This is a genomic window from Paenarthrobacter sp. AMU7 (assembly GCF_041200195.1).
Classification (GTDB): Bacteria; Actinomycetota; Actinomycetes; order Actinomycetales; family Micrococcaceae; genus Arthrobacter.
Map to the genome: position 1 here is coordinate 3,648,898 of NZ_CP165735.1, position 26,765 is coordinate 3,675,662.

25 protein-coding genes are annotated in these 26,765 nt (G+C 63.0%); 7 read left to right on the forward strand and 18 right to left on the reverse strand.

What is annotated here, in order from left to right:
• Positions 1-24: 24 nt before the first annotated feature.
• Genes ccsB through ABQM86_RS16770 form a run of 5 tightly spaced genes read right to left on the reverse strand, consistent with a single transcriptional unit; the run spans position 25 to position 4,837 of the window.
• Positions 25-1,092 (reverse strand): c-type cytochrome biogenesis protein CcsB, encoded by a 1,068-nt coding sequence (gene ccsB, locus ABQM86_RS16750; protein WP_207594487.1) that lies wholly within the window; start codon positions 1,090-1,092, stop codon positions 25-27.
• Positions 1,092-2,801, reverse strand: coding sequence for a cytochrome c biogenesis protein ResB (locus ABQM86_RS16755; protein ID WP_369745010.1), 1,710 nt, complete (start codon positions 2,799-2,801; stop codon positions 1,092-1,094). The genes ccsB and ABQM86_RS16755 overlap by 1 nt, the downstream gene beginning before the upstream one ends.
• Positions 2,801-3,556 (reverse strand): cytochrome c biogenesis CcdA family protein, encoded by a 756-nt coding sequence (locus ABQM86_RS16760; protein ID WP_369745011.1) that lies wholly within the window; start codon positions 3,554-3,556, stop codon positions 2,801-2,803. Before ABQM86_RS16760 ends, ABQM86_RS16755 begins: the two co-directional genes overlap by 1 nt.
• A gap of 5 nt (positions 3,557-3,561) precedes the next feature.
• Positions 3,562-4,167, reverse strand: coding sequence for a TlpA disulfide reductase family protein (locus ABQM86_RS16765; protein ID WP_280623452.1), 606 nt, complete (start codon positions 4,165-4,167; stop codon positions 3,562-3,564).
• Positions 4,168-4,171: 4 nt separating this feature from the next.
• Positions 4,172-4,837, reverse strand: a complete 666-nt coding sequence (locus ABQM86_RS16770; RefSeq protein ID WP_369745013.1) for a histidine phosphatase family protein — start codon at positions 4,835-4,837, stop codon at positions 4,172-4,174.
• 207 nt (positions 4,838-5,044) lie between these two features.
• On the opposite strand from ABQM86_RS16770, the gene ABQM86_RS16775 reads away from it, so the two are divergent.
• The 3 genes from ABQM86_RS16775 (at position 5,045) to ABQM86_RS16785 (ending at position 7,498) form a co-directional block, all read left to right on the forward strand.
• Positions 5,045-5,596, forward strand: a complete 552-nt coding sequence (locus ABQM86_RS16775) for a YceI family protein (protein ID WP_026541313.1) — start codon at positions 5,045-5,047, stop codon at positions 5,594-5,596.
• Positions 5,597-5,776: 180 nt separating this feature from the next.
• Positions 5,777-6,490 carry a hypothetical protein gene (locus tag ABQM86_RS16780; RefSeq protein WP_369745014.1) on the forward strand — a complete coding sequence of 238 codons (714 nt, stop codon included), beginning with the start codon at positions 5,777-5,779 and terminating at the stop codon, positions 6,488-6,490.
• Positions 6,491-6,751: 261 nt separating this feature from the next.
• The gene (locus ABQM86_RS16785; protein WP_337339182.1) at positions 6,752-7,498 is read left to right on the forward strand and encodes a hypothetical protein; all 747 of its coding nucleotides are present in this window, start codon (positions 6,752-6,754) and stop codon (positions 7,496-7,498) included.
• A 49-nt stretch (positions 7,499-7,547) separates the two neighbouring features.
• Here the strand turns inward: ABQM86_RS16785 and ABQM86_RS16790 are convergent, their stop codons facing one another.
• Both ABQM86_RS16790 and ABQM86_RS16795 read right to left on the reverse strand, forming a co-directional pair.
• A complete protein-coding gene (locus ABQM86_RS16790; RefSeq protein WP_089596074.1) occupies positions 7,548-8,255 on the reverse strand; it encodes a redox-sensing transcriptional repressor Rex in 708 nt (235 codons plus the stop codon).
• Positions 8,256-8,327: 72 nt separating this feature from the next.
• Positions 8,328-8,582 carry a glutaredoxin family protein gene (locus ABQM86_RS16795; RefSeq protein ID WP_207594493.1) on the reverse strand — a complete coding sequence of 85 codons (255 nt, stop codon included), beginning with the start codon at positions 8,580-8,582 and terminating at the stop codon, positions 8,328-8,330.
• Positions 8,583-8,748: 166 nt separating this feature from the next.
• Here ABQM86_RS16795 and ABQM86_RS16800 point away from each other — a divergent pair, with 166 nt between their 5' ends.
• Both ABQM86_RS16800 and ABQM86_RS16805 read left to right on the forward strand, forming a co-directional pair.
• On the forward strand, positions 8,749-9,597 hold the full coding sequence (locus ABQM86_RS16800) for an HAD family hydrolase (protein ID WP_369745016.1): 849 nt from the start codon (positions 8,749-8,751) through the stop codon (positions 9,595-9,597).
• 522 nt (positions 9,598-10,119) lie between these two features.
• The gene (locus ABQM86_RS16805) at positions 10,120-10,740 is read left to right on the forward strand and encodes an endonuclease domain-containing protein (RefSeq protein ID WP_369745017.1); all 621 of its coding nucleotides are present in this window, start codon (positions 10,120-10,122) and stop codon (positions 10,738-10,740) included.
• A 167-nt stretch (positions 10,741-10,907) separates the two neighbouring features.
• Here ABQM86_RS16805 and ABQM86_RS16810 read toward each other — a convergent pair whose 3' ends face one another.
• From ABQM86_RS16810 to ABQM86_RS16855, 10 genes are all read right to left on the reverse strand, one after another.
• Positions 10,908-11,006 (reverse strand): 30S ribosomal protein bS22, encoded by a 99-nt coding sequence (locus ABQM86_RS16810; protein ID WP_003792170.1) that lies wholly within the window; start codon positions 11,004-11,006, stop codon positions 10,908-10,910.
• Positions 11,007-11,170: 164 nt separating this feature from the next.
• The gene (locus ABQM86_RS16815) at positions 11,171-11,383 is read right to left on the reverse strand and encodes a helix-turn-helix domain-containing protein (RefSeq protein ID WP_017199160.1); all 213 of its coding nucleotides are present in this window, start codon (positions 11,381-11,383) and stop codon (positions 11,171-11,173) included.
• A gap of 231 nt (positions 11,384-11,614) precedes the next feature.
• Positions 11,615-12,754 carry a 3-deoxy-7-phosphoheptulonate synthase gene (locus tag ABQM86_RS16820; RefSeq protein WP_207594496.1) on the reverse strand — a complete coding sequence of 380 codons (1,140 nt, stop codon included), beginning with the start codon at positions 12,752-12,754 and terminating at the stop codon, positions 11,615-11,617.
• 223 nt (positions 12,755-12,977) lie between these two features.
• A complete protein-coding gene (locus ABQM86_RS16825) occupies positions 12,978-14,009 on the reverse strand; it encodes an acetylxylan esterase (RefSeq protein ID WP_369745021.1) in 1,032 nt (343 codons plus the stop codon).
• A gap of 14 nt (positions 14,010-14,023) precedes the next feature.
• Entirely contained in the window at positions 14,024-14,746 is a 723-nt protein-coding gene (locus ABQM86_RS16830; protein WP_369745022.1) for a DUF1961 family protein, read from the reverse strand.
• Entirely contained in the window at positions 14,743-15,414 is a 672-nt protein-coding gene (locus tag ABQM86_RS16835) for a rhamnogalacturonan acetylesterase (RefSeq protein ID WP_337339176.1), read from the reverse strand. Before ABQM86_RS16835 ends, ABQM86_RS16830 begins: the two co-directional genes overlap by 4 nt.
• Before the next feature lie 56 nt (positions 15,415-15,470).
• Positions 15,471-16,343 (reverse strand): carbohydrate ABC transporter permease, encoded by an 873-nt coding sequence (locus tag ABQM86_RS16840; RefSeq protein WP_172325940.1) that lies wholly within the window; start codon positions 16,341-16,343, stop codon positions 15,471-15,473.
• Complete coding sequence (locus ABQM86_RS16845; protein ID WP_207594500.1) at positions 16,343-17,317, reverse strand: sugar ABC transporter permease; 975 nt, start codon at positions 17,315-17,317, stop codon at positions 16,343-16,345. Before ABQM86_RS16845 ends, ABQM86_RS16840 begins: the two co-directional genes overlap by 1 nt.
• On the reverse strand, positions 17,314-18,843 hold the full coding sequence (locus ABQM86_RS16850) for an extracellular solute-binding protein (protein WP_207594501.1): 1,530 nt from the start codon (positions 18,841-18,843) through the stop codon (positions 17,314-17,316). Before ABQM86_RS16850 ends, ABQM86_RS16845 begins: the two co-directional genes overlap by 4 nt.
• A 225-nt stretch (positions 18,844-19,068) precedes the next feature.
• Positions 19,069-19,743, reverse strand: coding sequence for a YesL family protein (locus ABQM86_RS16855; protein ID WP_369745024.1), 675 nt, complete (start codon positions 19,741-19,743; stop codon positions 19,069-19,071).
• 338 nt (positions 19,744-20,081) lie between these two features.
• On the opposite strand from ABQM86_RS16855, the gene ABQM86_RS16860 reads away from it, so the two are divergent.
• Complete coding sequence (locus ABQM86_RS16860) at positions 20,082-22,178, forward strand: DUF6807 family protein (RefSeq protein WP_369745026.1); 2,097 nt, start codon at positions 20,082-20,084, stop codon at positions 22,176-22,178.
• Positions 22,175-25,336: a family 78 glycoside hydrolase catalytic domain gene (locus ABQM86_RS16865; protein WP_369745027.1), complete on the forward strand. Its 3,162-nt coding sequence runs from the start codon at positions 22,175-22,177 to the stop codon at positions 25,334-25,336. The genes ABQM86_RS16860 and ABQM86_RS16865 overlap by 4 nt, the downstream gene beginning before the upstream one ends.
• 6 nt (positions 25,337-25,342) lie before the next feature.
• Here ABQM86_RS16865 and ABQM86_RS16870 read toward each other — a convergent pair whose 3' ends face one another.
• Complete coding sequence (locus tag ABQM86_RS16870) at positions 25,343-26,632, reverse strand: ABC transporter substrate-binding protein (protein ID WP_369745028.1); 1,290 nt, start codon at positions 26,630-26,632, stop codon at positions 25,343-25,345.
• Between the last annotated feature and the right edge of the window lie 133 nt (positions 26,633-26,765).

Consider the following 26,765-nt stretch of genomic DNA (forward strand, 5'->3'; position numbering starts at 1 on the left):
CGCATTGGCGCCGAGGCCCCGATTTTAGAGCCCGGAGTAGGAATGCAGGCCGTTGAAGACCGTGTTCACCAGCGTGAAGTTGATGATGACGCAGGCGTAGCCAACAATCGACAACCAGGCTGCGCGTGTTCCCGTCCAGCCACGGGTGGCCCGAGCGTGCAGGTAGCCGGCATAGACCACCCAGATCACAAAGGTCCACACTTCCTTGGGGTCCCAGCCCCAGAAGCGCCCCCAGGCCTTTTCGGCCCAGATGGCGCCGAACATGAGGGTAAACGTCCAGCCGATGAAGGCGATGGCATTGATGCGGTAGGAGAGATTCTCCAAGCTCAGCGCGTTGGGGACCAGGCGCATGAAGCCCAGCTTGTCCGGACGGCCCGCAGCAAGGCTCTTCTGGCGGTACGACTGCAGCAACTGCAGCACGGACATGGCGAACGTCAGCGTGAACAACGCTGAAGAGAGCACTGCGATGGAGACGTGGATGATCAGCCAATAGCTCTGCAGTGCCGGAACCAGGTGACCCACCGGGGTCCAGAAAGCAGCAGATGCGGCCACCAGCATGATGATAGCCAGCCCGATCACAAAGGTGCCCAGGAAGCGCAGATCCCGGCGGATGAGGACGATCAGGAAGACAGCTACCGCAACGAAGGCGCCGGTGGTGAGGAACTCGTACATGTTGCCCCACGGCACACGGCCCGCACCGAAGGCTCGGGTCACTACACCCGCGCCGTGGATGAGGACACCCAATACCGTCAGGGCCACGGCCACACGGGCAGGTGCGCGGCGTTCGCCGGCGTATTTCATGTCGCCGGCGGCGGTGCCGCCCTCAAAGGTGAGGCCCGACGTCGGACGCTCAGCGCGGCCTGCCGGCCCACCGGCGTCGGGACCTCCCAAGCCTCCCGCGACGCGGCCGGCAGCAACCGTGACCTTCTCGCCGGCAGTGCTGGCCGCAGCCTTCAGGTCCACGGCCCGGAGCATCTTGCTGCTCTTGGCCAGGTCCCAGGCAAAGGCGATGAACGCCACGGTGTACGTGCCGGCGGCCAACAGCATGAACAGCTCGCTGTACTGGCCCAGGGTTTCGTTGATGACGGGCATTACTGGTCCTTCGAGGTTGAGGAAGATCCTGCTGTAGTTGTTGCGGTGTCCTGCGTCTGTGGGATGTTCCATTCCCGGGCAAAGATCTCGCGGAGTGCCGCGGCTTCGCCGGCCAGGCGGTGATCTTCACCGCGGGCCAGCAGGCCGTACTCCACCATGGTGCGGCCGTCGGCGTGGGTTCCGGTGCGGACCCAGACACGGCGCCGGTTGATATAGAGGGACATGACCAGGCCACCGACTGCGAGGAAGCCGAAGATCAGTGCGTAGAGCTGTCCGGGGTTGTGGTAGATGTCCACGCCGATGTACTTCTTCACGCCGTCGAACGTGATGCTGCCCTTGCCTTCGGGCAGGTTGACGGTTGCGCCCGGGGTCAGGGTGATGCCGCCCGCCGCGAGGTCGCGGGCATTGAGCGGTTTCAAGTCCTTGACGTCCAGTTCGAACACGTTCTGGGGCACGCCCTTGTCCAGGCCGAGGTCTCCGTAGAAGGAATTCAGGCTCAACTGGGGGTTGAAGAGTTCCGGGGAAGCGCTGAACGAGGTGCCGTCTTCGGTGACGAACGCCGTGGGAAGGAAGAAGCCCACAAAGCCAAGCTGTTCCGGCTTCGCGTCGGGGACCTTGATGACCACCGACGAGTAGTAGTTGTCTCCCTGGACCTTGGCCGTGACGGGACCCTGGAAGGAAACATTGCCTTCGCCGTCCCGGACGGTGACCAGGGGCGCGTAGCCGTTGCCGGTCAGGTAGAGGCTGGTACCACCGAGGGAAACGGGGTCGTTGACCTTGAGGGTTTCCTTCTTGACCGGTGAATCCGGTCCTTCCTTGGTGGATACCACGGCCGTGTAATCGATCGGCTGGCCTGCTTTGCCCGGGGATTCACGGTCGAACTTGGCTTCGAACTTGTCCAATTGGACCGAATACGGCTGCAGCGCGCTGCTCTGGAAGTTGGTGCCCGGAGTGAACTGATCGTAGCCCACCAGGGTGTTGACGAACGTGTCACCCTCCACCAGGATGCGCTGGCCGCTGTACCCGTACAGGCCGCCGATGGCCACGGACACCAGGACGCCGATCAGCGAGGTGTGGAAGACCAGGTTGCCCACTTCCTTCAGGAAGCCGCGCTCGGCACCCAAGGACGGCAGGGCGCCGTCGACGTCCCTGACCTCCACGCGGTAGCCGCGCTTCTTCAGCAGCCCGGCGGCATCGTTGATGGCCTTCGACGCCGGGATCCCGGCGTTGGCGGGTACCGCCAAAGTACCGTACTCGGGCAGGCGCGAAAGGCGCTTGGGAGTGCGGGGCGGCTGGGACTTCATGGCCTTGTAATGGGCAATGGCGCGGGGGGTGACGCAGCCGATCAGCGAGATAAAGAGCAGGATGTAGATGGCCGAGAACCAGGCCGAGGAGTAGACGTCGAACATCTGAATGGCGTCCAGGATCTCACCGTAGGACGGGTTGTCCTTGATGTACTGCGTGACCACCGAAGGGTTCGCCGGCCGCTGCGGGAACAGGGAACCAGGCACCGCTCCGACGGCGAGAAGGAGCAGCAGGAACAACGCTGTGCGCATGCTGGTCAGCTGGGTCCAAGCCCACCGGAGCATGCCCTTGAAACCGAGGGCAGGAAGTGCGGCCTCGGACTTGGCCTGCTGGAGTTTTCCTTCCGCTGCGCTGGTGGTTTCAGCGGACGGTGACTTCTTTGTGGCTTTCACGGACTCGCTCATCAGATTGGCAACTTCACATCGTTTTGGAACCAGTACTGCAACTCGGTCACCCAGGTTCCCCACACACCGGTGGCCATCAGGATGCCGAGCAAAATCAGGATGCCTCCGCCAATCCGCTGGATGGCCAGACGGTGCTTGCGGAAAAAGGACATGACTCCCATGCCCCGGCGGACAGCCAGCGCAATCAGGAGGAACGGGATACCCAGCCCAAGGCTATAGACGAACGCCAGGAGCGCGCCCTTGGCTGCCGAGGAACCACCGGACAGGCTCAGCAACTGTACCGCGGAGTACGTCGGACCAATACAGGGCGCCCAGCCCAGGCCAAAGGTCAATCCCAGGAGCGGTGCTCCCCAGAGGCCGGCGGGCGGTTTGGCATGGATCTTCGCGTCGCGCTGCAACCAGCCGAAGCCACCCATGAACACCACGCCCATGATGATCACCAGGATGCCCAGCAACTGCGTAATCCAGGCGTTCTGCGGGCCGGTCAGCAACGTGCCCAACTGCCCGAAGGCGCCGCCCAAAAGAACAAAGATCACCGAGAAGCCCAGGACGAACAGGCCGATTCCGGCCAGCATGCGGCCACGCCGCTGCTTTTGGAGATCGACGCCGGTCAGTCCCGTGACGTAGCCAAGGTAACCGGGGACCAGTGGCAGCACGCACGGCGAGAGGAAGGAGACCAGCCCAGCCAGCAACGCCACCGGCACAGCCAGCAGCAGCGATCCACTGAGGATCGTCTCGGCGAAGGGACTGTTCATGGGTGCTACTCCGCCACTGCGGAGGTGATGAGGGCCTTCAGGGTGCTCTTCTCGATCTCGCCGAGCACGCGGGAGGCAACCTTGCCATCCTTGTCCAGGACCAATGTTGTGGGCACCGCACCCGGCGGAACGATGCCGGACACGGACAGGAGAACAGCCCCGTCCTTGTCGTTGAAGCTCGGGTAGGTGATGTTGAAGGTTTTGTCGAAGGCCTCAGCGGTGGCTTGCTCGTCGCGCAGGTTGACGCCGAAGAACTGGACGCCCTGGTCCTTGAAGTCCTGGTGCAGGGCTTCAAGCTGGGGCGCCTCGATGCGGCAAGGTGCGCAGGCAGCAAACCAGAAGTTCAAGACCGTGACTTTGCCCTTGAGGTCCTCGGGCTTTACCGTCTCCCCGTTAAAGAGGGTGCCCTTGAGCGCCACTGGGGCGGCACGGTCCGCCTTCGCGAACTCTGTCACCGAACCATCGCCGGCTACGTAGTTCTTGTTGTCGCCTGCCTTGGCTTGCTTGGCGAGGGAATCTTCCTGGGCACACGCGGACAGGCCCATGGTCAGTCCCGCGAGGAGGACGCCACCGGCAGTCAGTACACCGCGACGTGAGAGGTTGTTGTCCATGCTTCTATGCCCCCGGGGTGCTCGCCGCGCCGGGGAGCAGGACGGCAGCAGGTTCGGTGTACTCAACGCGCACGATCTTGCCGTTCGCGTCCAATGTCAGGGACGTCAGGGAAGTGAGCGTGCATTCGCGCTTGCGGGGATCGTGTGCCAGCCGCCGTCCTTCAGCCGTCAAACGGGTTGACCAGATGGGGAGCTGATGGCTCACGAGGATGGCTTCGGCACCGTCGCCACCCAACTCAACCGCCTTGGCACGGGCGTCTTCAACGGCGGCCAGAACCCGGGCCGCCTGCTCTTTGTACGGCTCGCCCCAGGATGGCCGCAGCGGATTGCGGAAGTACAGCCAGTGCTTGGGCTTCAGGAATTCACTCTTGGTGGGGTGGAGCCCCTCAAAGTGGTTCTCGGCCTCGATAATCCGGGGCTCGGTGGTGATTTCCAGGTTCAGGGCCTCTGCAGTGGGCATGGCCGTTTCCTGGGCGCGGGTCAGCGGTGAGGCGACCAAGTGGACGATCTTGGCCCCCTGGCCGACACGTGCCACAAAGTGGTCGGCCAGCATACGGGCCATCTCCCGGCCACGCTCGGAGAGGTGGAATTCCGGCAGGCGACCATACAGGACGCCGTCGGGATTATGGACCTCGCCATGGCGAAGCAGGTGGACAGTTGCTTGGGGCATGTTTACCAGTTTCTCAAAGAAGCGGGGCGATCCGAAATCTTCTACCGCTAGTAGAACTCAAAGTTTTTCCGAAATGTTCCCCGGAGTTGGAATAAAAGATGCATATGCATGTTTATACTGGACACGAAGCTCGGTTGACGCTTCAAGCAATGAGCTCGACCCGGCAAGCACGCAGTAACAACCAATCGATATAGGAGCAACACCATGATGACTCTCCCCGCTTCCGTCACCACCGGCACCTGGACCCTCGACGCTTCCCACAGCGAGATCGGCTTCACTGTCCGCCACGCAGGCATCAGCAAGGTACGCGGCCAGTTCAAGGACGCTTCAGCCACCCTCGAAGTTGGCGAAACCCTGGCCGACTCCAAGGTCACCGCCACCATCCAGACCGCCAGCTTCGACTCCGGCGACGTCAACCGCGATGGCCACGTCAAGGGCGAAGACTTCTTCGACGTGGAGAAGTTCCCGGAGATCACGTTCGTGTCCCGTCACGTCAAGGCCAACGGCAACAGCTTCGACCTCGTGGGCGATCTCACAATCAAGGGCGTGACCAAGGAAGTATCCATCGAAACAGAATTCAACGGTGTCGCAGTGGATCCCTTCGGCAACACCCGCGCCGGCGTTTCCGGCGAAACCACCATCAGCCGCAAGGACTTCGGCCTCACCTGGAATGCCGTTCTCGAAGCCGGTGGCGTGTTGGTCAGCGACAAGGTTGTCATCAACCTGGAACTCGCTTTCATCGCACCGGCCGCCGCATAGGCCCTCTCTCCAGACGCGGATTCACCCCAACGGCGCCACCCACAGTCCCCGGCTGTGTGGGGGCGCCGTTTCGCATATCCTGAAGTCACCCCGCAATTGTTCGGCAAACAGCCTGTATTTACCTGCGAGTTGGCTCCGAAGTTCCTATGCAACCTTCAACCTGCGGTCTACAGTGATGCCATGAGTACCCCAGACGAAGCACCACAGCCACAGCAGCCCGGCTCCCAGCCTCCGCAGCCCGGCAATGTTCCTCCTGCGGGTTACCAGCCTCCGCAGGGCTACCAGCCACCCCAGGGTTACCAGCCGCCGTCGCAACCGGGACAATATTCACAGCCCGGCCCACCGCAGCCCGGCCCACCGCAGCCTGGCCCTGGACAGCCAGCCCAGGGGCAGCCTGGTTTCCACTTCGAAATGCCCACTGACGGGCCCCGCAACTTCAACGACGTCATGCCCCAGGGCGGATTCTCGGGAATGTTCAAGACCCAGGGCCTCCCCACCGAGCTGAAGGTTTCATACTTCATCTGGGTGATCTCCGGACTCCTTGGCCTGCTGTTCGGGCTGATCGGATTCTTCGCGATCATTGCCCTCTTCGCTTTCGCCCCTGGCGTTGCAGCCATCCTGCTGATCATCCTCATCCTCACCCTGGCGGTGGCAGCGGCACAGGTAGTCCTTGCGATGAAGATGAAGGAAGGCAAAGAGTGGGCCCGCCTCGCCCTCACCATCGTGGCCGGCATCTCCTTGCTCCTCACCATTTTCAGTGCGGCCAGTGCCGGCGGCTCCAGCACGGGCCTTGGCAGCAACTGGTTCGGCTTCCTCGTCAGCGCCGTAGCCGTAGTCCTGATGTGGCTTCCGAATTCCCAACTTTGGTTCAAGGCAGTCAAGGGCCACGCTTAGCGCTGACGCAACTGCCGTCGTCGTGCCTTATCGGCGCCAATACAGGCTGAAGGCCGCGGTAAATCCTGTCGGATTGCCGCGGCTTTCATCATGAAGGCGTAAGCCAACATGATGATTTTTGCCGTGAGCCGGAAATACCTGCGTGGGATCACCTGCAGGGTCAGACCCGGGAGGTACGGTGGAAGCAGAACCACGCTGGGGGCAGGGTCATTTTGCTGATCCCGGCGGCCGCACCAGCAGTCGAACAAGCAAAGGAATGCCATGAGCAACCCTCCCTACCCGCCGTCAAACCCGGGCGATGCCAACCAGCCCGAGCAGCCGGGCACCCAGCCCGCCGCTCCGCAGTACGGCCAGCAAAGCCCCGCCGCTCCGCAGTACGGCCAGCAAAGCCCCGCCGCTCCGCAGTATGGCCAGCAGAGCCCCGCCGCGCCGCAGTACGGCCAGCAGTCATCCCCGTACGGCCAGGCTCCCGGCGCTCCGCAGTACGGACAGGACACCAACTGGCCCAGCCAGCAGCCCGGTCCCACCGCTGTGCCGCCCATGGTTAACTACGCCTTCTGGATGATCGTTGCCGCCGGCATTCTTTCCGCTATCAGCTCGCTTCTGTTGGCCACCACTGGTGCTGATGCCTTCATCAGCGCCATGAACCAGCAGGCAAGCCAGCAGGGTACGGACCTCCCCGAAGGGTCCATGGAAGGCATGCGCGGTGTGATCGGCGTCAGCGCCGTCGTAGGCGCTGTTCTGGCCCTCGGTCTCTACGCCTTGGTCGCTTTCCCCGTCCGCAAGGGCAAGAACTGGGCACGGATCCTGGGCACCGTCTTCGCCGCCATCTCCGTCCTGGGCCTCACCGGCCTGTTCCAGTTCGGTGCCACCTACGGCATCCTGCAGCTCATCGTGATCCTGCTGGGAGTCGCGGCGATCGTCATGCTGTACCTGCCGGCGTCGGCCCCGTACTTCCGCAAGGCGCAGCCCTTCGGCAACCCGTACCAGAACCCGTACGGCCGCTAAACACCCAGAGTTCCAGACGCTTCAAACGCGGGCGCGGACCCGGCGAAGGCTAAACAGCCTGGCCCGGTGTCTGCGCCCGTTGTGCGTGGTACGCCAAAATCTGGAGTTCCGTGGCCATGTCCACCTTGCGGAGGTTCACGTGCGGAGGAACCTGCAACAGCACCGGCGCGAAGCTGAGGATGCTCCGGATCCCGGCGGCAATCACGCGGTCGCATACAGCCTGCGCTACGGTGGCGGGCAGGGCCAGCACCACCATGTTGGTGTGGGTCCGTTCAAGGACCCGCTCAAGCTCCGCGGAGTCGCTGACGCGAAGCCACCCTACTTCGTTGCCGATCACCATGGGGTCGGCGTCGAAGATGGCTACAACGTCGAAACCGCGGGACTCAAAGCCGCCATACCGGGCCAGGGCCTTGCCGAGGTTACCGGCGCCCACAATGGCAACTTTCCAGTCATGGGTCAGACCCAGGGCGGCGGCAATGTGGCGGCTCAAGTACTGGACTTCATAGCCGACACCGCGCGTCCCATACGAGCCCACATAGGAAAGATCCTTGCGCAGGGTGGACGAGCTGACACCTGAGGCTTCCGCCAATGCTTCGGACGAAACCCGCTCCACGCCTTCAGCCAACAGGGAGTTGAGCGCGCGCAAATAGAGCGTCATCCGGGCCACGGCCGCGGGCGGGATCTGCTTTGTGGCAGGTTCGTTGTCCCCGGTTGCAGCCTCCGGGGACGGTTCCAGCGCAGTCACGGTATTCTCCATTGCGTCGCTTTGTTGTTCCACTCTATGACCCCCGGGCGGACTCAACAAAAGCCATTACCAACGGGTAACCCCTCAGCCCTCCAGGACCTTCTTCAGGGTGCGGGTGAGACGTTCCTCGTCAATCTTCCAAAAATCGCGCTGGACGCCGTCCACCAGCACCACGGGAATCTCTTCCGCGAAGCGCTCCTGCAGTTGGGGGTCGTCGTCGATCAGCTGCTCCTTCCACTGCACGCCAAGACTTTTAGTGACACGCTCGACGGCGGCACGCGCCGCGGTGCACAGGTGGCAGTCAGCTTTGGTGAGGAGAACGACGTCGGGAATAGCCATATCTCAAAGGTACCGGCCAACCCTCTCTCACATCCCACGCCCTACCGGCCAACCCTCTCTCACATCCCGAGCCCTACCGGCCAACCCTCTCTCACATCCCGAGCCCTTCTGTGACGCCACCGTGCGCCCTCGAACGCGGACCGCGGCGATTGACTAGACTCAAGGCATGCCCGAGGAGAAGAACGCCGCCGTGGTCGCAGATGCCTTGGTGCAGAAGCCCATAGTGCAGAAGGACAACGTGCAGAAGCGCACGGGCGAGGCCGCCTTCTTCGACGTCGACAACACCTTGATGAAGGGCGCCAGCCTCTTCCATGTGGCCCGCAAGATGTACGAACGCAAGGCCTTCACATTGTCGCAAGCGGCCGGATTCGCCTGGAAGCAGTTCAAATTCGTCATGCGCGGCGAGAACATGGAAGACGTCCACTCGGTCCGCGACTCCGCGCTTACCCTTGCTGCCGGCATCACTGTGGATGACATCAAGGCCCTGGGTGAAGAGGTCTACGACGAAATGATCGAGTCGCGGATCTGGCCGGGGACCAAGGCCCTCGCGGAACAGCATCTCAGGGTTGGACGAAAGGTCTGGCTCGTCACGGCTACACCCATCGAGGTGGCCACGGTCATTTCCACCAGGCTCGGACTCACCGGCGCCCTTGGCACCGTGGGTGAAGTGGAAGGTGGCATGTACACAGGGAAACTTGTGGGCGACATCCTGCACGGACCGGCGAAGGCAGTCGCAGTTCAGCTCGTCGCCGATCGTGAGGGCCTGGATCTGGATCATTGCTGGGCGTACAGCGATTCCGCCAACGACATACCTTTGCTCACCATGGTGGGTCATCCCGTGGTGATCAACCCGGACGCCAGGTTGCGCCGGCACGCCCGCGAGAACAACTGGCCGGTGTACGACTTCCGTTCCGGTCGCCGCGCAGCAACGCTTGGGCTCAAGGCCGCCACGGTTGGCGGAGCGGTCTACGGCCTGTGGCGGGGTTTCTCAAGGTTCCGCGGCCCCCGCCTCTGACCCTCTCTCACATCCCTCGGGCTTGACCCGAACCCTCTCTCACATCCCTCGGGCTTGACCCGAACCCTCTCTCACATCCCTCGGGCTTGACCCGAACCCTCTCTCACATCCCACGATGGCCTCAACGAGCCTGTGGATAACTTACGATGACTCAAGCGTTTCTGGGCGAGAATGCCAGATATGCAGAACGCCAGGCCCCTTCCGCCCCGACTGACCAACGCACCATTCACCATTGACGAGGCCGAGGCCGCAGGCCTGAAGCAATCGCACCTCTGGAATCGTGTAGGAATAGATGGGGTCAGCCGGGGCCTTTACCGTCCATCGGATTGGGATTTTGAGCTATCGGCGGCTGCAAGGTCACTGTCAGCCGCAAGTCCAGGGGCCTGGATATCCCATGTAACGGCTGCGAGGCTACATGGCGTGTGCCTTCCACCGTGGCTGTCTGATTCCAATGAATTGCATCTCAGCAAGCCGAGGCATCTCCCGTCCGTCCGCCGCAAAGGCGTAATCGGACACACGGTAGTGGCCTCCGCCGACGAGATCGAGAATGTCCAGGGCATCCGGATCAGCACTCGGTCGCGTACCTGGTTGGATCTTGCAAGACGCCTTCCGCTCGCCGACCTGGTCTGCATGGGTGACGAGCTCATTCGCAGACCCAGGCCGGACTTCGAAGCACGCGATAAACCGTTCACCACGCTGGAGGCACTTCGCGGGCTGGTGGGCAGGCACCGCAATCTACAGGGCGTCGTCAGGGCACGAGAAGCAATGGAGCTCATGCGTATTGGCTCCGACTCCGCGCCCGAGTCACTGCTCCGCTTGGCAATGATGGACGCCGGTATCCCCGAACCGGAGTTGCAGGTGCTACTCCGCCCGAACGATCCGTTTTCGCCGTCCGCGGACTTGGGCTTCCGTGGCCGGCGGGTAGCAATACAGTACGACGGCGGCCATCACCTTGGGCGCGAACAGATATTTAGCGATCGGCGACGCGACAAGGCGTTCGAAGCAGCAGGCTGGACGGTCCTGAAATTCGGAAAGGATGACTTGGCGGACAACTTTTCGTCAGCAACGCAGAAGATCAAGAGCGCTCTTGGATCAGCATGGCGGGACCCCGCGGTCAGTTCGGGTTTCTCCCGAGGGACCTGAGAGAGGAACCCCACCAAACCCGAGTGATGTGAGAGAGGAACCCCCCCAAACCCGAGGGATGTGAGAGAGGAACCCCACCAAACCCGAGGGATGTGAGAGAGCGTCGGGGACGCAAAAATGCCCGCCACCTCGAGAGGCAACGGGCATTCACGCTTGGTGAAGTATCTCTACTTCTTATTGCGGCGCTGGTGGCGAGTCTTGCGAAGCAGCTTGCGGTGCTTCTTCTTGGCCATACGCTTGCGGCGCTTCTTAATAACTGAACCCACGAAAGTTCCTTACAAACTAGAAGTTCCTGTCTGTTGGAACAGATCCGCGGAAGCAGACAAGTACAACTGACAGATTCTTACATTGACGTAAAACGTTCCTTAACAGAGTACCGCTTCAAAGGGGCACCCTGTGACCACGGTCCGCGGGACGGACCCCGGCAGCCTCAGGCGGTCTCGGATTGTCCGTCCACCACGGCACCCTTGAGGTACTGGGCAACGGCCTCTTCAGGAACCCGGAAGGAACGCCCGAACCGTACGGCGGGCATTTCCCCTGAGTGGACCAGGCGATACACGGTCATTTTGGAAACACGCAGGACGTCGGCCACTTCGGCCACCGTCATGAAACGCGCATTCGAGAAGTTAGTCTCTGCGGACATTTCCCATATTCCTTTGCTCTCAGCCGGTTAGGACACCCCCAGTAGAACGGTGTGCCGATGCTGAGCCATCCAACAACCATGTGCTAGATACTCTAGAGGCTGATGGGGCCAATGTGAAAGCCTTTCCCGTAAGTGGGATGCCGCTCCCCCGGCCGAGCAAGACCATAACGGGGACTCGCTGCGGGCATGCCGAACTTACGGCATGATGCGCAGCGAAGCCACGAAACGAATCTACTCCGCAACCACCGCGCGGCGTTTCCGGGCCGAGGCAGCGAGCTGCTCCAGCACGGAAGCCGTAACGTCCCATTCCATGCAGGCATCGGTGACGCTCTGGCCGTAAACGAGTTCCTGCTCCCCCGCAAGCTGCTTGGCGGTGTCCAGGTTCTGGGCTCCGCCCACCAGGAAGCTCTCCAGCATGACGCCGGCGATCGGCGAGGTCTCCCCGGCTTCGAGCTGCGCACCGATTTCCAAGGCAACCTCAGCCTGGCGGTGGTGGCTCTTGCCGCTGTTGGCGTGGCTGGCGTCCACGATCAGGCGCGGGTTCAGGCCCTTGGCAGCGAGCTTGGAGGAAGCAGCCGCGACATCATCCTGGGAGTAGTTGGGTCCCTTGCGTCCGCCGCGCAGGATCACGTGGGTGTCAGGGTTGCCTGAGGTGGCTACGAGAGCCGCCCGACCGTCGTCGTCGATTCCCAGGAAGGCCTGCTCGGCGGCAGAAGCGCCGCAAGCGTCGATGGCCACCTGGAGGTCGCCGTCGGTGCCGTTCTTGAAGCCGATGGGCATGGACAGTCCGGAGGCGAGTTGGCGGTGGATCTGGCTTTCGGTGGTGCGGGCACCGATCGCGCCCCAGGAAACGAGGTCAGCCATGTATTGCGGGCTGATCGGTTCGAGGAACTCGGTGGCCGTGGGCAGGCCGAGGGCGGTGACCTGCTTCAGGAACCCACGGGCCGCGCGCAGTCCGGCGGCGATGTCGTGGCTGCCGTCCAGGTGGGGATCGTTGATGAGGCCCTTCCAGCCAACGGTGGTGCGCGGCTTTTCGAAGTAGGTCCGCATGACGATCAGCAGGTCTTCCTTGTGCTTCTCCGCCTGGCTCACCAAACGGCGGGCGTATTCGAGGCCGGCCTTGGGATCGTGGATGGAGCACGGCCCGACGATCACCAGCAGCCGGTCGTCCACGCCGTCCATGATGGCGCGGACCTGGTCACGGCCACGGTCGACGACGGCAGCTGAGCGGGCGTCCAGCGGCAGCTCTGCGATGAGGTCCTGGGGTGCCGGCAGCGGCTCGAAGCGGGCGACCCGCAGGTTGGACGTGGAAGGATGCGCGGCATCAGGGGAGTCGAGCGATTCGGTGGGTTCTGCAGCGATGCTTGTCATGTCTGGATCCTGTTCCGGGATGCGGAGCGGGCCCCTTTTCAGAACCCGCCGGATATGGCGAAGGGCAGAGAATGATCTCTGCCCTGTTGGCTCTGAAGGAAAGTTGGATGCGTGTCAGTTAGACGCGGGCCCCTCCAGAGCCAACGAAAAATACGCATACCAACGGTTTGTCATAGCCACACCATAACCGCGGTTCTTCACACCGGGCAAATCGCGTCCGCCATCATGACAAATGTTTGCGCAGGAACTGCAACTGCTTGATCCAGTGGTGTTCCTGCCCGCCCTCATGGTTGTTGAAGCGGTAGACCTCGATGTCCTTTACGGGCACACCCTCGGGCGCACCGCCGGGCGCAGCCGAGGAGCCGGTGCCGTAGCTGTTGTAGCTCGCGAAAACGGTGGACGGAGGGCAGATGTCGTCCATCTGCGCAGCGGAGAACAGTGCAGGAACGGTGGCGGCACGGCCTAGGTGGACGCCGTCGAAATAGTTCAGGACGGCCAGCGTTGGCTCATACTTTTCGCGGTGCCGGCCCAGGAATCCCGCGATCTCCGGATAGGGCCCGCGGGGGGTGATGTCAATGGCGCGGGGGAAGTCCTGCAGGAACGGGACGTCGGGCAGCGCGGCGATGACGCCGTCGAGCCTTCCAGCCGTCAGCCCAGCGGCAGCAACAGTAATGCCGCCACCCTGGCTGACGCCTGTCAGGACTACCTTGGAGGGGTCGACGGCGGGATGGCTCTGCGCCGCTTCTACCGCACGGAACGCGTCCACGTACACCCGCCGGAAGTAGTAGTTGTCCTGGTGGTCGGCGCCCCTGGTCATGAGCCCGGCATAGTTGTTTCCGCCAGCGGACGGATGCGGATCCGGGGTGTCGCCCGAGACGCCGCCGTAGCCCTGCCCGCGGGTGTCCATGATGAAGTGTGCGTAGCCTGCTTGGGCCCACTTGGTGTTCTGGTTGACCAGTCCGCGGCCACCGGAGTAGCCGATGTACTCCACCACCACGGGAAGTTGCTGGCCCGGCTGGCGGTGTGACGGCAGGTGCAGCCAGCCTTTGATGCGGTCTCCCCCGAAGCCGGCATAGGACACGTCGAAGGTGTCAATCACTGCGAGGTAGTTGTCCACGGGTTCGAACACAGCGTCAAGAGGCAAAGCCCTGGCCTCGGTGATGGTGCGGTCCCAAAAGGCATCGAAATCGGCTGGCGGGACCACGCTTGAGGTGTAGTCGCGGAGCTGCTCAAGGGAAAGGTCAAAGAGGGGCATGTGGACATCCTACGTCATGGTTTCGTGTGCGCTGTCACAGGGCGCCAGGGCTGCAACTGGGTAATGGAGAGGTTCCGGTAGGCGGCTCTCAGGGGTGCCATCTGGCGAATTCCGAAGTACCCGCCCCTGAGGGGTGCGCCCGTGGGATCGGTCCATTCAAAGAGCAACAGCTGGTTGATGGAGAAGGCTACCCGGGGGCCGTCCTTGATCACTTCCATGCGATAAAACCCATCGGCATCCGCGGCAGGTGGAAGCGGGTCGGCTCCCTGCGCCACGAGCTCGAAGCCCGCGCTCTTGCGCAGATTGCAGGTTCGGAACGCGCGCTCGGAAGCGTGCTTGTGCCGGAAGTAGGAGACGTGGAGGGCGTCCATGTCTCCCGAATGGTATTGCGGATAGAAGCCTGTGCGGGGAGCCAAAGCGGGAGAGAACAGATCTTCGCCTCTGTGGCCGGCGGCTGCGAAGAACACCATGGCGAGGCCTGGCTCCTCCAACGGGAGGAACTCCCACGAGATCCTCACGTGATCAGGAAGTTTCTCCGGGCACCAGAGCGTCCAATGAGCGTGGTCTCCGTACTCCTCCGCATCGAGGGAGCCCGACAGAACCAGAGCGCTGGTGCCGTCGCCGCCCGAGCCCGGGCCGTCGTCGTGCGCCACCTCCTGCGTTCCGAACTGAACCGGCCCCTCCGCCACCCAATCAGCCACATCCGCAGGACCGCGCAGCGGGTTGGAGTGAATCATGCACGTGCGCCCGCGTTGAGGGTTGCCGACAGGCCGTAGCCGAGGGATTCCAGCTGCTCCGCCACGAAGGAAGCGATCCGCCGGGCGCCCTTCTCATGGAAGTGAGTGTTGTCCTCAAGGCCGCCCGCCCAGTGTGCGTGCTCGCCCGGAGCAAAGTGGAAGAAGAGCTCCTTGGAACCTTCCTCTCCCAACTCCTGGTAGAGGGAACGCGTCCACTGGTTGAGGTCGATGACGTCCAGGCCGAGCTCGAGGCCAAGCTCCCGGACCACCACGGGGTAGTCCCCCAGAGTGACCTCCAGCTGTCCGTCCAAAAAATGCCTGCGTTCCACCGAGGTGCACAGGATGGGAATGCCACCCTTGCTGCGGACCTCGGCCACCATGCGCTTGAGGTTGTCCGCATAGCCCGTGCGCGCGGCCAGGTGTTCACGTTTCTGGTCGTTGTGCCCGAACTGGATGAGGACCAGGTCGCCCTGGACGGTCTGGTTGATGAGCTGGTACCAGAGGCCTTCCTCGCGGAACGACTCCGTGGTGGCACCGCCCTTGGCGTAGTTGTGAACGGCAGCCCACCAGTACGTCTCGGGCGCAAGATGGGCGCCCCAGCCACTCATGGGGTACTCGAAGCTGGGGCAGGCGGCGACGGTGGAGTCGCCCGCGAGGAGGATTTTCATGGATGTCCTTTCAGATGATGCAGCGGCAATACGCGGCCGCCTTGCTGCAGCGGCGCCTAGCCCTTGACCGAACCGATCAGCATGCCCTTGGCAAAATGCTTCTGCAGGAAGGGGTAGAAGATCAGGATGGGCAGGGTGGCCACCACTATCACCGCGAACTTGATGCCCTGTTCCGGCGGAATATAGGAGGGATCCACATTGCCGGTACCCAGGAGGTCCGAGGCTGCCGTGACCTGGCGCAGATACATCTGCAGGGTCCACATGTTGTTATCGCTCAGGTAGAGCAAGGGTGACATGAAGTCGTTCCAGATTCCCACCGCGTAGAACAGCGCGAACGTAGCCAACACCGGCTTGGACAACGGCAGCAGGATCCGCCAGAGGATGCCAATTTCCGTGGCACCGTCCATTTTGGCGGATTCTTCCAGCTCCTGGGGGAGTTCCTGGAAGAAGTTCTTGATGATGATCAGACTGAACGGGTTGATGGCCGCGGGCAGGATCAGCGCCCAGTAGCTGTTCAGCAAGCCCAGGTCCTTGACCAGCAGGAACGTGGGAATCATGCCGCCGGAGAACACCATGGCGAAGACCACCAGGGACATGATCAGCTTCCGGCCCCGCAGGTTTTTCTTCGCCAAGGGGTATGCCATGGTGACAGTCAGGATGAGCTGGATCAAGGTGCCGACCAGCGTCACCAGGACGGTGGTGATGAGAGCCCGTGTGAAGGCGGGTGTGGAGAAGATGTATTCGTAGGCGCCCAGCGTGAATTGCTCGGGCCAGACGAAGAAGGCCCGCCGGGTGATCTCGGCCTCGTTGGCGAAGGACCCGGCGATCACGTAGACGAACGGCAGCAGGGTGATGATGCCTACCAGGCTCAGGAAGACGTAGTTTGCGGCATCAAAAACCCGTCCGCCGCGGGTGTTGTGGATCTTCATTAGAACAGTCCGCTCTGGTTGAACCGCTTGGACAGCCAGTTGGTGCCAAAGATCAGCACGATTCCCACGAGGGACTTGAACAGCCCGACGGCGGTGCTGTAGCTGTAGGCGCCTTGGGTGATGCCCACGAAGTAGACGTAGGTATCGAAGACGTCGGCCACGCTGCGGTTAAGTGCGTTGGTCATGAGGTAGATCTGCTCAAAGCCGGTGTTGAGCATCTGCCCGATGGCCAGGATGAGCATCACAATGATGGTGGAGCGGATGCCCGGCAATGTGATGTGCCAGACGCGACGGAACCTGCCGGCGCCGTCGATAATTGCTGCCTCATACTGGTCCTGGTCCACCGTGGCCAGCGCGGCGAGGAAGATGATGGTGCCCCAGCCGGTGTTCTTCCAGATTTCCTGGAGAACGATCAAGGGCCGGAACCAGTGGGGATCGGACAGGATGTCCACGTTGGTCCCGAACAAACCGTTCACGAACTGGAACAACGGTCCGATGTCCAAGGCGAAGAGCAGGAAGCTCAGCGACGCCACGATGGTCCAGGACAGGAAATGCGGGATGTAGACGAGCGTCTGGACGGTGCGTTTGAGCACCGATAGACGGACCTCGTTGAGGAGCAACGCCAGGATGATGGTGAGCGGGAACGCGATGCCCAGGTTCAGGAACGCCAGGATCAGCGTATTGCCCAGCAGCCGTGGAAAGTCCGGGTTCGAGAAGAAGTCCGTGAAGTGGGTGACACCCACCCAAGGGCTGCCATTGACGCCAAGGAACGGAACGTAGTCCTTGAAAGCGATGGACACGCCGTACATGGGCCCGTACCTGAAGATCGCGAAGTACAGGACTCCAGGCAGCAACAGCAGATACAGCCACTTGTAGTGCGCGAAGTGGACGGCGAACCCGCGCCGCCGCACCGGGGCGGGCGGCTTGGTGGCCGCCCGCTCCGAGGCCTTGGCTTCCATAACCGGGGTTGTCACTTCTTGTTTTCCTGCCAGAGTTTATTAATTTCTTCCTTGACCTTGTCACCGCCGCTGGTGTTCCACAGCTTGATGGCGTCCTTCAGGCCCTGCTCGTCGGTCTGCCCGGCGAGGTACTTGATACGGGCGTCCGCCACGATGTTGTCCAACTGCGCGCCCTTGGCAACGTAGGTGGGCGAGACGAAGGCAGCTGCCGGGTTGTACACGGCGCTCTTGAGGTCCTCTGCCATGACGGCGACGCGGTCATCGAAGACCTTCTGCTCGTACTCGGAGGCCTGCTTGACCGGGTAGAAATTGTTACCCGTGACGTTGGTGCCAAGCTGGGCGAAGCTCTTGATGTCAGTGTTGACCACCTTGCCCTCAGGGGTTTCAGGCTTGATGGTGGCAGCCAGGCCCTCTTCGAGGGTGAAGTTCACGCCCTCGATGCCATTGTTCATGAGAACGGCAACGTCCTTGCTGTTCAACTTGTCCAGGAAGCTGAGGACGTTCTTCAGGTCAGCCTCGGTCTTGACGCTGGACTTGGGAATGGCCAGGAAGCCGGAGTAACCGTCGGTGGGGTGGGCGTGCAGTTCGCCGTCCGGTCCCTTGAGGCTGCCCACGAAGCCCACTTTGTTTTCAAAGTCGTTCGGGTTGGCCTGCTTGAAGAGGTTAATCAGCACGCTGACGCGGGAGTCAACGTCCACGATGATGCCGCCCTTGCCGTTGAAGAACGGTTCGTTCCACTTGGTGCCGTCGAACGTGGCGAAATCGGGGTTGATGAGTTTCTCGTCCACCATCTTCTTGATGAAGCGGTTGGCTTCGAGGAATTCGTCGGTTTCGAAGCTGGGGACCAGCTTGCCGTCCCGCTCGGTCCAGCGGTTTCCGGCGCCGTACCAGGTCTCGATCAGGTCATAGGGGCTGTTGGTTCCCAGCGCGCCCCATTTGGGGATGGTGATCCCGTAGGTGTCGTTCTGGCCATTGCCGTCCGGATCCTGTTCGGTGAACGCCTTGGCTACTTTGTAGAGGTCTTCGGTGGTCTCGGGCGCCTTCAGACCCAGCTTGTCCAGCCAATCCTGACGGAACATGACCGCTGCACGGATCGGGTTGCGGCCGCGGTAAACGCCGTAGACCTTGCCGTTGACGCTGGCATTCTGCTGGACCTCCGGGAAGGTGGTCTTCAGGTTCGGATAGTCGTTGAGCTTGTCCGTGAGGTCCCAGAAGGCGCCCGCTTCGGCGTTCTTCACGAAGCCCGGCGTTTTGCCCTGCACCACCAGGACATGCGGAATCTCCGAAGATGCCAGCGTGATGTTCATCTTGTCTTCGTAGGACGCGTTGGGCGTCCACGTGATGTTGACGTCCTTGCCCGTGAGTTCCTCAAGCTTCTTCTGTACGGCGCCATCGGCTGTTGGCGGCTGCGCCTCCAGGAACGGCGCCATGATCTTGACGGAGGAAAGGTCCGACGCCGGCGCTTCGCCACCACAGGCGGTCAGCGCCAGGGCTGCGGAAACGACGACGGCGGCGGCCAGCGTGTGTTTTCTACGGATCATTTTCTTACCTGCTCCACTTCATCGGGGTTGGTGTCTTTCGACTCTTGGTATGACGGCACACCCGGGAATCTTTTGAGGGTCCACATGTGCTGGCCACGTGCATCTTGATACGTTTCATTAGTACTCGCGCCGGAGACATTCGGGACGAGTTCGCTGCTTCCTTGGACATCGAGGGAACGGTGAAGGACCGGGGGCCCGCTCAATGCGGGGCGGGCGCGGGTGGGTTCAGACAAGGCTGGCCTCCGTACTGTGGGTCGTGGTGGAAACAGGGCCGCCGCCAGTGGCTGACATCGCCTCATCGTTGGCCGTGAAGAAGCGGTCACAGAGCCACCCCGTGACATAAAGCCATGCGCCAACGCCGAAGAACGGAATCAGCCCCGGAACCGACCGGCATACGAACAGGGCGGCCGCTGTGACGAACAAGAGAATCACAGTTCCCGCCAGATGGCGCATCGCAAAGCGTGAGGACATCAGGAAGTACTGCGGAATGGAAAGCTCGTAGCGGGCGAACATGGGGAACAGGTAGCAGACTGTGCCGGCGGCAAACAGGGCCGCCATGAGGATTCCAGCGGAAGCGATCTGCGAGCCAAAGTCCCAGCCTGCAGAGAAGTAGCCCCAGTTCAGGGTCAGGGCAATGCCCACCGCAATCAGGGGCAAGCCCAAGGCGTTGCCCTTGCCGAAGTTGCTGAAGTACTCCTTCGCGAAGCGCCGCATCAACGGCGCGGCATCTCCCCGTACCTTGTTGCGGACCAGGACGTGGGCCGCAGCGGTGCTGGGGCCGATTCCCAGGACAACTCCACCGAGGACAGTGAAGGCAATCCACAACACATTCAGGCAAGCTATCCAGACGAGTGTGTCGAAGAGCGTGTACGCACGGAATCCAAATCCACCCGAGGCCATGGCGCTCCCCCTTTCTCCATCGTTGCAGAACAGGCCCGCGTGACCATGGATGGCGATTGCTGAGGAGTCTCATAGCAGCCGCTGCAGCCGGTCAGTTGGGGTCGGCCCATGTGGGCCGCATCACTAAGCAAACGCTTTCCCGTCAACTTAGACGCTGGGCAAGGGTGGAGTCAAGATCATTCTTGAATCGTTACATTAGCTGTGAAACCGCGCTACACTGGGCGGGAGTCGGAATTGGGAAAGCGCTTGCTGGGTATAGCCTGAACCCGCCGGATACTTACATGAACACCCTGACGACGGCGTCACCGCCTTCGTTGCAGCGCCAGCCGAGGAGAGCCATGGACACCCCTTCCATCGAGTCCATCACCAGCCCGCGCGGGGCCGCACCGTCGCCCGCGCCGGTACCCGCACCCCGTACCGCTCCCGCCAGGATTGCCCTGGTAGGAGTCCACGGCTTCGGAGCACACCACCTCCACAACCTTCATAGGCTGAGCGCGCAGGGAGCGGTGGAACTCGTTGCCGTGGCGGACCCCAATCCCCCGTCCGCCGGCGCGTTGCCCGGGACAACTGCTGTCCATGCCACCCTCGATGACCTGCTGGCCGGCGATCACCACCCGGAGGTGATCATCGTGGCTACTCCGATCCAGACCCACGCCCCGTTGGCTTTGTCCGTCCTCGCATCCCATTCCCACCTCTACCTGGAAAAGCCCCCGGTAGCCTCCATGACGGACTTCCGCCGGCTCAAGGAGGCCGCAACCGCAGCCGGACGCAGCGTACAGATCGGTTTCCAGAGCCTGGGTTCCCATGCATTGGCCGCTTTGGAGCAGCTGGCCAACGGCGAAGCCACGAAGGAACTTCCCGGCATCGGCACGCTCAAGGGCATCTCCGCTACCGGCCGCTGGGTCCGCGACCGCGCCTACTACAAGCGCTCGCGCTGGGCGGGCAAACGCAGCCTCGACGGAGTGGACGTGGTGGACGGCGTCGCCACCAACCCATTGGCCCACGCGATTGCCACTGCCCTCCGCATCGCCGGAGCCCGCCAGGCAGAAGACCTGGCATCGGTGGACACGGACCTCTATCGCGCCAACGACATTGAAGCGGACGATACCTCCGTGATCCGCATGAAGACCGTCAACGGACTGCCCATCACCTGCGCCCTCACGTTGTGCGCCACCGAATCCGTGGAACCGTACGTCACGCTTCACGGCACCGAGGGAACAGCGGTGTTCCATTACACCGAAGACCGTGTCACGGTCCGCACCGAAGCAGCTGAAACCACCCATGTCTTCGGGCGGGACGATCTGACCGAGAACCTGCTCCAGCACCTGAGCCAGGGCACCGCCTTGCTCAGCCCCTTGGATCACAGTGGCGCTTTCATGCGCGTCCTGGAAGCCATCCGGACAGCCGCGGCTCCTGCCGTGATTCCCCAGGAATTCCTGACCTGGGTGGGATCCGGCGATCAAGCCCATGCAGTGATCCCCCGCATTGAGGACATCCTGGAACGGGCCACCTTGTCCCATGCAACGTTCTCCGAACTCGGCCTGCCGTGGGCGCGACCAGCCGCGGCGGGCTCCGAGGCTCTCTTCGCCCCCGCTGCGGATTCTGAGGGTGCCGGTGATGGAGATCCCAAGGAAGAAGCTCCTACTGCCATCTTCCGCAATGGAAGCGGGCTCAACACGGCGTTGTCGCCGCGGCCTTACCTTCATCCGGTGACCACCCGCGGCGGCATCGTGGTGACAGACCACCTTGCTTCGGACCACGTGTGGCATCTCGGCGCCGGATTCGCGCTGCAGGACGTCAACGGCAGCAACTTCTGGGGTGGACGCAGTTATCGCCGGTCCGCAGGAAAATACGTGGATCTGAACGACCACGGCAGAATCGAGGTCGCCGCAATCACCCAGGGCCCGGAGCACTCCACAGCGGACCTCCACTGGCTGGCCGCCGACGGCGGCTTGCTCCTGGAGGAACGTCGCTCGTTCCGTCGTTCGCTCATCACCCCACGAACGTGGCGGCTGGACATCACAACGGAACTCACCGCCGTCGTGGATGCCTTGCTGGGTAGTCCTGGCTCGCACGGTGCCGCGGGAAGTGGCTACGGCGGCTTCTTCTGGAGGCTTCCTGCCAATGCCTCTCCGCGTGTGTTCTCCTCCACAGCCGAGGGCGAACCCGCCGTACATGGTGCAGTGACGCCGTGGCTGGCGTGGACCGGAGAGTTCGACGGCGGCCCTGCCACTCTGGTGTTTGGCGCACCTTCCGAGTCCCCGGACCCATGGTTCGTGCGATGCAGCGGCTACCCGGCCGTGGGTTCGGCGCTGGCGTGGGACTCCGCCGTGGAGTTGGCTGCGGGCGAAGCACTGACCCGTTCCATCGCGGTGTGGATCAGTGACGGAATACTCGGCACCCCTGACATCGAGGACTTGGTGTCGGCTCGATGATGTCCAACGCCCCGGCATCACCACTCCTCGCGACGAGCCTCACGGTGGAGGGCCGGACGCATTGCCTGATGGCCCCGGCACGGCCCAGGTTCGCCTGGCTGCTGGATGCCGGTCCTTCCGCAGACACACGGCAATCGTTCCAAGCCGCGTACCGAATCCGGGTGATGGACCGCGGCGGAACAAAGGTGTGGGATTCGGGCACTGTGGTCACAGACCAGCAGCACCACCAGTCCTCCACAAGCCCCGAAAACAGCCCCAACCTCAGCCCTGACAGTGACTACCAGTGGACCGTCCAGGTCACGGACTCCACCGGTGCTGTGGGTGAGCCGGGCGCTCCGGCATGTTTCAGCACAGGGCTCGCCGAATCGGGAACCAGCGGTTGGAACGCCGAGTGGATCCATCGTGCCCCAGGAGGCCGCGCGCCACTGGAAATGGTGGAAGGGTTGCTGCGTGTGAGCGGCTCGCCACATCTTCCCTGGCCTGTATCAGCCAGCGGCAGCACGGTGATCACCGCCCGCTTCCGCTTGCGTCTTGGTACTGCCGGGATTCTCCTCCGCAGCGAAGGACCCGGAACCGGGCTGCTGCTGGAAATGAAACCCAACAGTACAGCCGTCCTCCGGCAGGCTCCCGCCTGGGAGATCGGCGCCATGGCTGCGCCCGCCACGGAGGCACTGGCTGAAACCCCGGACTTTGGGGCAACCGCTGTTTCACGGGCGGGTGCCACTCCCCACGACGGCTGGCAGGACCTGGTGGTCACCGACGACGGGCAGCGCATCACCGTCACCATTGACGGCGCCACGGCCTTGGACTCGGACGTTGAAAACACCGGGGGCACGGGCATCGCCTTCCACCAAGGACCACGGAGCCAGGCCGAATACCTCTCCCTTGATGTCCGGAGTGACGGGAAGACCCTCCTCAGCAGCGACTTCACCGCCCCTGGCTCCCTGGCAGGCTGGACCACCACCAGTCCCCTCCGCCAGCCCGACGAATGGACCCTTGCCAAGGCAACCTGCAACCTCAAGCGTCCTGTGGTCCGTGCCCGCCTCTATGCTGCAGCGAGCCACCATGCCGCGTTCACCCTCAACGGCACTCCTTGCCTGGAGACCACCAACTTCGGCTACCCGGGCGAACACTTCTACAACGCCGCCGACGTCACGGACACACTGCAGTCGAGCGGCAGCGCCACCCTGACCGCCGTCGCGCATTGGTACGGTCCGGGCCAGGGCCGGGCGGCCGGCCGCCCGGGTGTGCTGGCCCAACTGACGGTGGAGTACGACGACGGCACGCGCGACGTGTTCGGATCAGGGCCGGGGTGGCTGGTCGCCGAGGGGCCCTACCGCCAGAGCGGGTACCGCAACGATGAAGGCGACCCGGTTGAGCACTTCGATGCGACTGCGTGGCCGGCCCCGGAAGGCTGGCACCCGGCGCTCTCGCTCGGGGTCCACCCAGTCCCCGATTTCCCGGCCCTCAGCCCCAACCACGCAAGCGTCGCTCGGAACCATGCCCCTGCCGTCGCCATTTTCACGGCCGCGGACGGCACACCGGTGGCGGACTTCGGCGCAGTGATCCCCGGGCGCCCGGTTGTGGAGTTCCTCCGGGGCCGGCACGGGCGGACCGTGATGCTCCGTGCCGGGTACAACCTGCAGTCCGATGGCCGTGTGGACCCGGGAAAGACTCCCAGCCAAAACACGGACATGGCGTTCCCTTACACACAAAAGGACGGCCCGCAGCGCTACGAGGCAGCGGTGCATCTAGGGTTCCGCTACCTCGAATTTCCCGGTGTGGGCATCGAGGACCTCGGTGCGGTGGGCGCGACGGTCATCCATGCCGAACACCCGGCCGAAGGCAGCTTCCACAGCTCCGACGCCACGCTGAACCGGGTCTTCACGCTCCTTCGCGACTCTGCGTTGCTGGGTGTGCAGGAACAGTTCGTGGACACGCCCACCCGCGAAAAGGGCCAATTCCTGGGCGACGCCGTGAACATCTCCTACGCCACCATGGCGTTGTTCGGTGAGCGTCATTTCACGGCCAAAGCTCTTCGCGAATTCGCGGGATCTGCCAGGCGCTACTGGGATTCGCCCGATCAGCGGGGCCGCTACAACGCGGTGTATCCCAACGGCGACGGCAAGCGCGACATCCCCGACTTCTCGCTCATGATGCCCGAATGGGTGGAGGACTACCACCGGCTCAGTGGGGATGACGCCCTGGTCCAGGAACTCCTCCCCTGCCTCCAGGACACGGCCGGTTACGTGCTCCGGCACATCCCCGCCAGTGGTCCCACCGCCGGGTTGGTCACCGAGCTTGGCGGCGGCGCGGGTCCGTACCTCCACGGCATCGTGGACTGGCCGGCACCGGGCCGCTTCGGCTACGACATGGACTGCGCGGCGCGCACCACGGTGAACGCCCAAGCCTGGTCAGTGCTCGACGCCGTCAGCCGGCTCTGCGGGTCTGCAGGCCTTACACCCGAGGCCGCCCGGTACAGGAAAGCTGCGGATGGGTTGGCCGGGCACATCAACACCCGGCTTCGCTTGGACGGCGTGATGGTGGATGGTTTGTACGCCGACGGCCGGCCGAGCCTGAATGCCTCACAGCATGCGACGTCGTACCCTTTATCGCTGGGCATAACCCCGACCGTACACGCGGCCAAGGACGCCGAACGCATCGCCGGAATGGGCATGCGGCAAGGCCCCATGACGGTGCACCGGCTGTTCCGGGCGTTGCTTTCGCAGGGGCGCGTGGACGCTGTCCTGGATCTCCTGACGGAGCCAGGCCGGCCCGGCTGGGCACGATTGCTGGAAGCCGGCGGGTCCTTCACCTGGGAGGCCTGGGAACTCGACGAGGGCAGCGACTACAGCCAGTCCCACGCTTGGTCTGCCTCCGTAATCCGGGAGATCCTGGAGTACCTCCTCGGTGTCCGGGTGACAGCGCCGGGAGCGTCCGCCGTCGTGATCCAACCGCCGGTGTGCCGTCTGGAAGGTGCCGCGGGCAGCGTGCCCACGCAGCGCGGAGCGGTTGCCGTTTCCTGGCAACGGACGGCCGACGGCATGGAACTGGAGTGCAGCATTCCCGCAGGCGTAACGGCCCAGGTGGTCCTTCCCGACCGTACAGTTTCGGCCGGGCCCGGCACGTGGACCTTTGGCCCACGAGACGGGGTCTGACGTGGGCTAACCCAGCGCGCTCTTGGCTTCGTCCATGGCCTTCTTGGCAGCTTCTGCGGGTGACATCCGGTTGAAGTGCACTTCCAGTCCGTAACGGCCAAAAGCCTCGACGGCGGAACTGGAACCTGCCGGAGGTACCGGCACTGCGTCTCCCAACTCGGAGGAGATCTCGTCAATGAACTTTGCCGTGGCTGCGTCTTCCGGTGTCAGCTTGGGCAGGACTGCGGCGCGGACTTCCGAGTTGCCCGGGATACCGCGGTCAGCGAGGGCAACTTCGCCGGCCTCCACATTGTTGGCCAGGAAATCGATGAACTTCTGCACCTCGGCCGGGTGCTTGGTGCGGGAACTCGCCGACCAGAACTGCGAGGACTTGTAGAACTGCTTGGCACTCGCGGCGCTGCCGTCCGTGCTCGGTGGACGGTGGATATCCAAGGGCTGGCCGGACGCTTTGGTCAGGGCGCTCAGCTGGTTGGACCAGTACCAGGCAAGCCCGAACCTGTTGGTAGCCAGGCCCTGCTGGTCCACGGAAGCGGTGGCGTCCTCGGTCATCACCGAGGCGGGCGGCACGGCCTTGGAATCGCGGAGTTCGGCCTGGTATTCGTACCAGCCCGTCAGGTCGCCCTCGTCAAAGCCGAACTTGCCGTCAGAGGTAAAGAGCGACTTGCCGTGCTGACGGAACCAGAGATTCATGGGAGCGTCGCCGCTGACGGCTCCGGAACCATAGACGCCGCTCTTGCTGCCTTCGGTGATGGCGGCCGCCGTCTTGTTGTATTCGTCCCAGGTCCAGGTCTTGTCATCGGGCAACGTGACACCGCTGGCCGACAGGAGCGATGGGTTGGCCAGAACTACCTGGGCGTTCACGCCGGCAGTGACGGCATACTGCTTGCCTTCAACCTTGCCTGCGTCTGCAACGGCAGCATCGAACTTGCCCAGGTCTACGTCCTGCAGTTCCAGGAGGGCGCCGCGCTCGGCGTACTCGCCCAGGTAAGCGGCATCCATTTGAATGATGTCCGGGGCGTCCTGCGAGGCAACCTGCGTAGCGAGCTTGTCCCAGTAGCCGGACCAGTCGCCGTATTCGCCCTTGACCTTGATGGTGGGATTCCGGGCCTCGAAAGCGTCAATAAGTTTTTGGGTCATCTTGTGGCGGACGTCCGAGCCCCACCAGCTGAAGCGCAGGGTGACTGTGCCATCGGGGGCGGACTGCGGCGAGCTCCCGCAGCCTGTCATGGTGATGGCTATAACGGCCGTGGCTGCTGCAGCTTTGAGCGCGAACTTCTTTGTTGCACGGATCGACATCTGGGGTCCTTGTCTTGGCAGGGGAATCTTGCAGATGCACGTCGGAGAAAACGCTTTCTCAGCCTAGGTGTGCTCTACGTCACCCGTCAAGGAACTTTTGTGTGTTGATCTCAAACGTTCACAAATCCGCTCA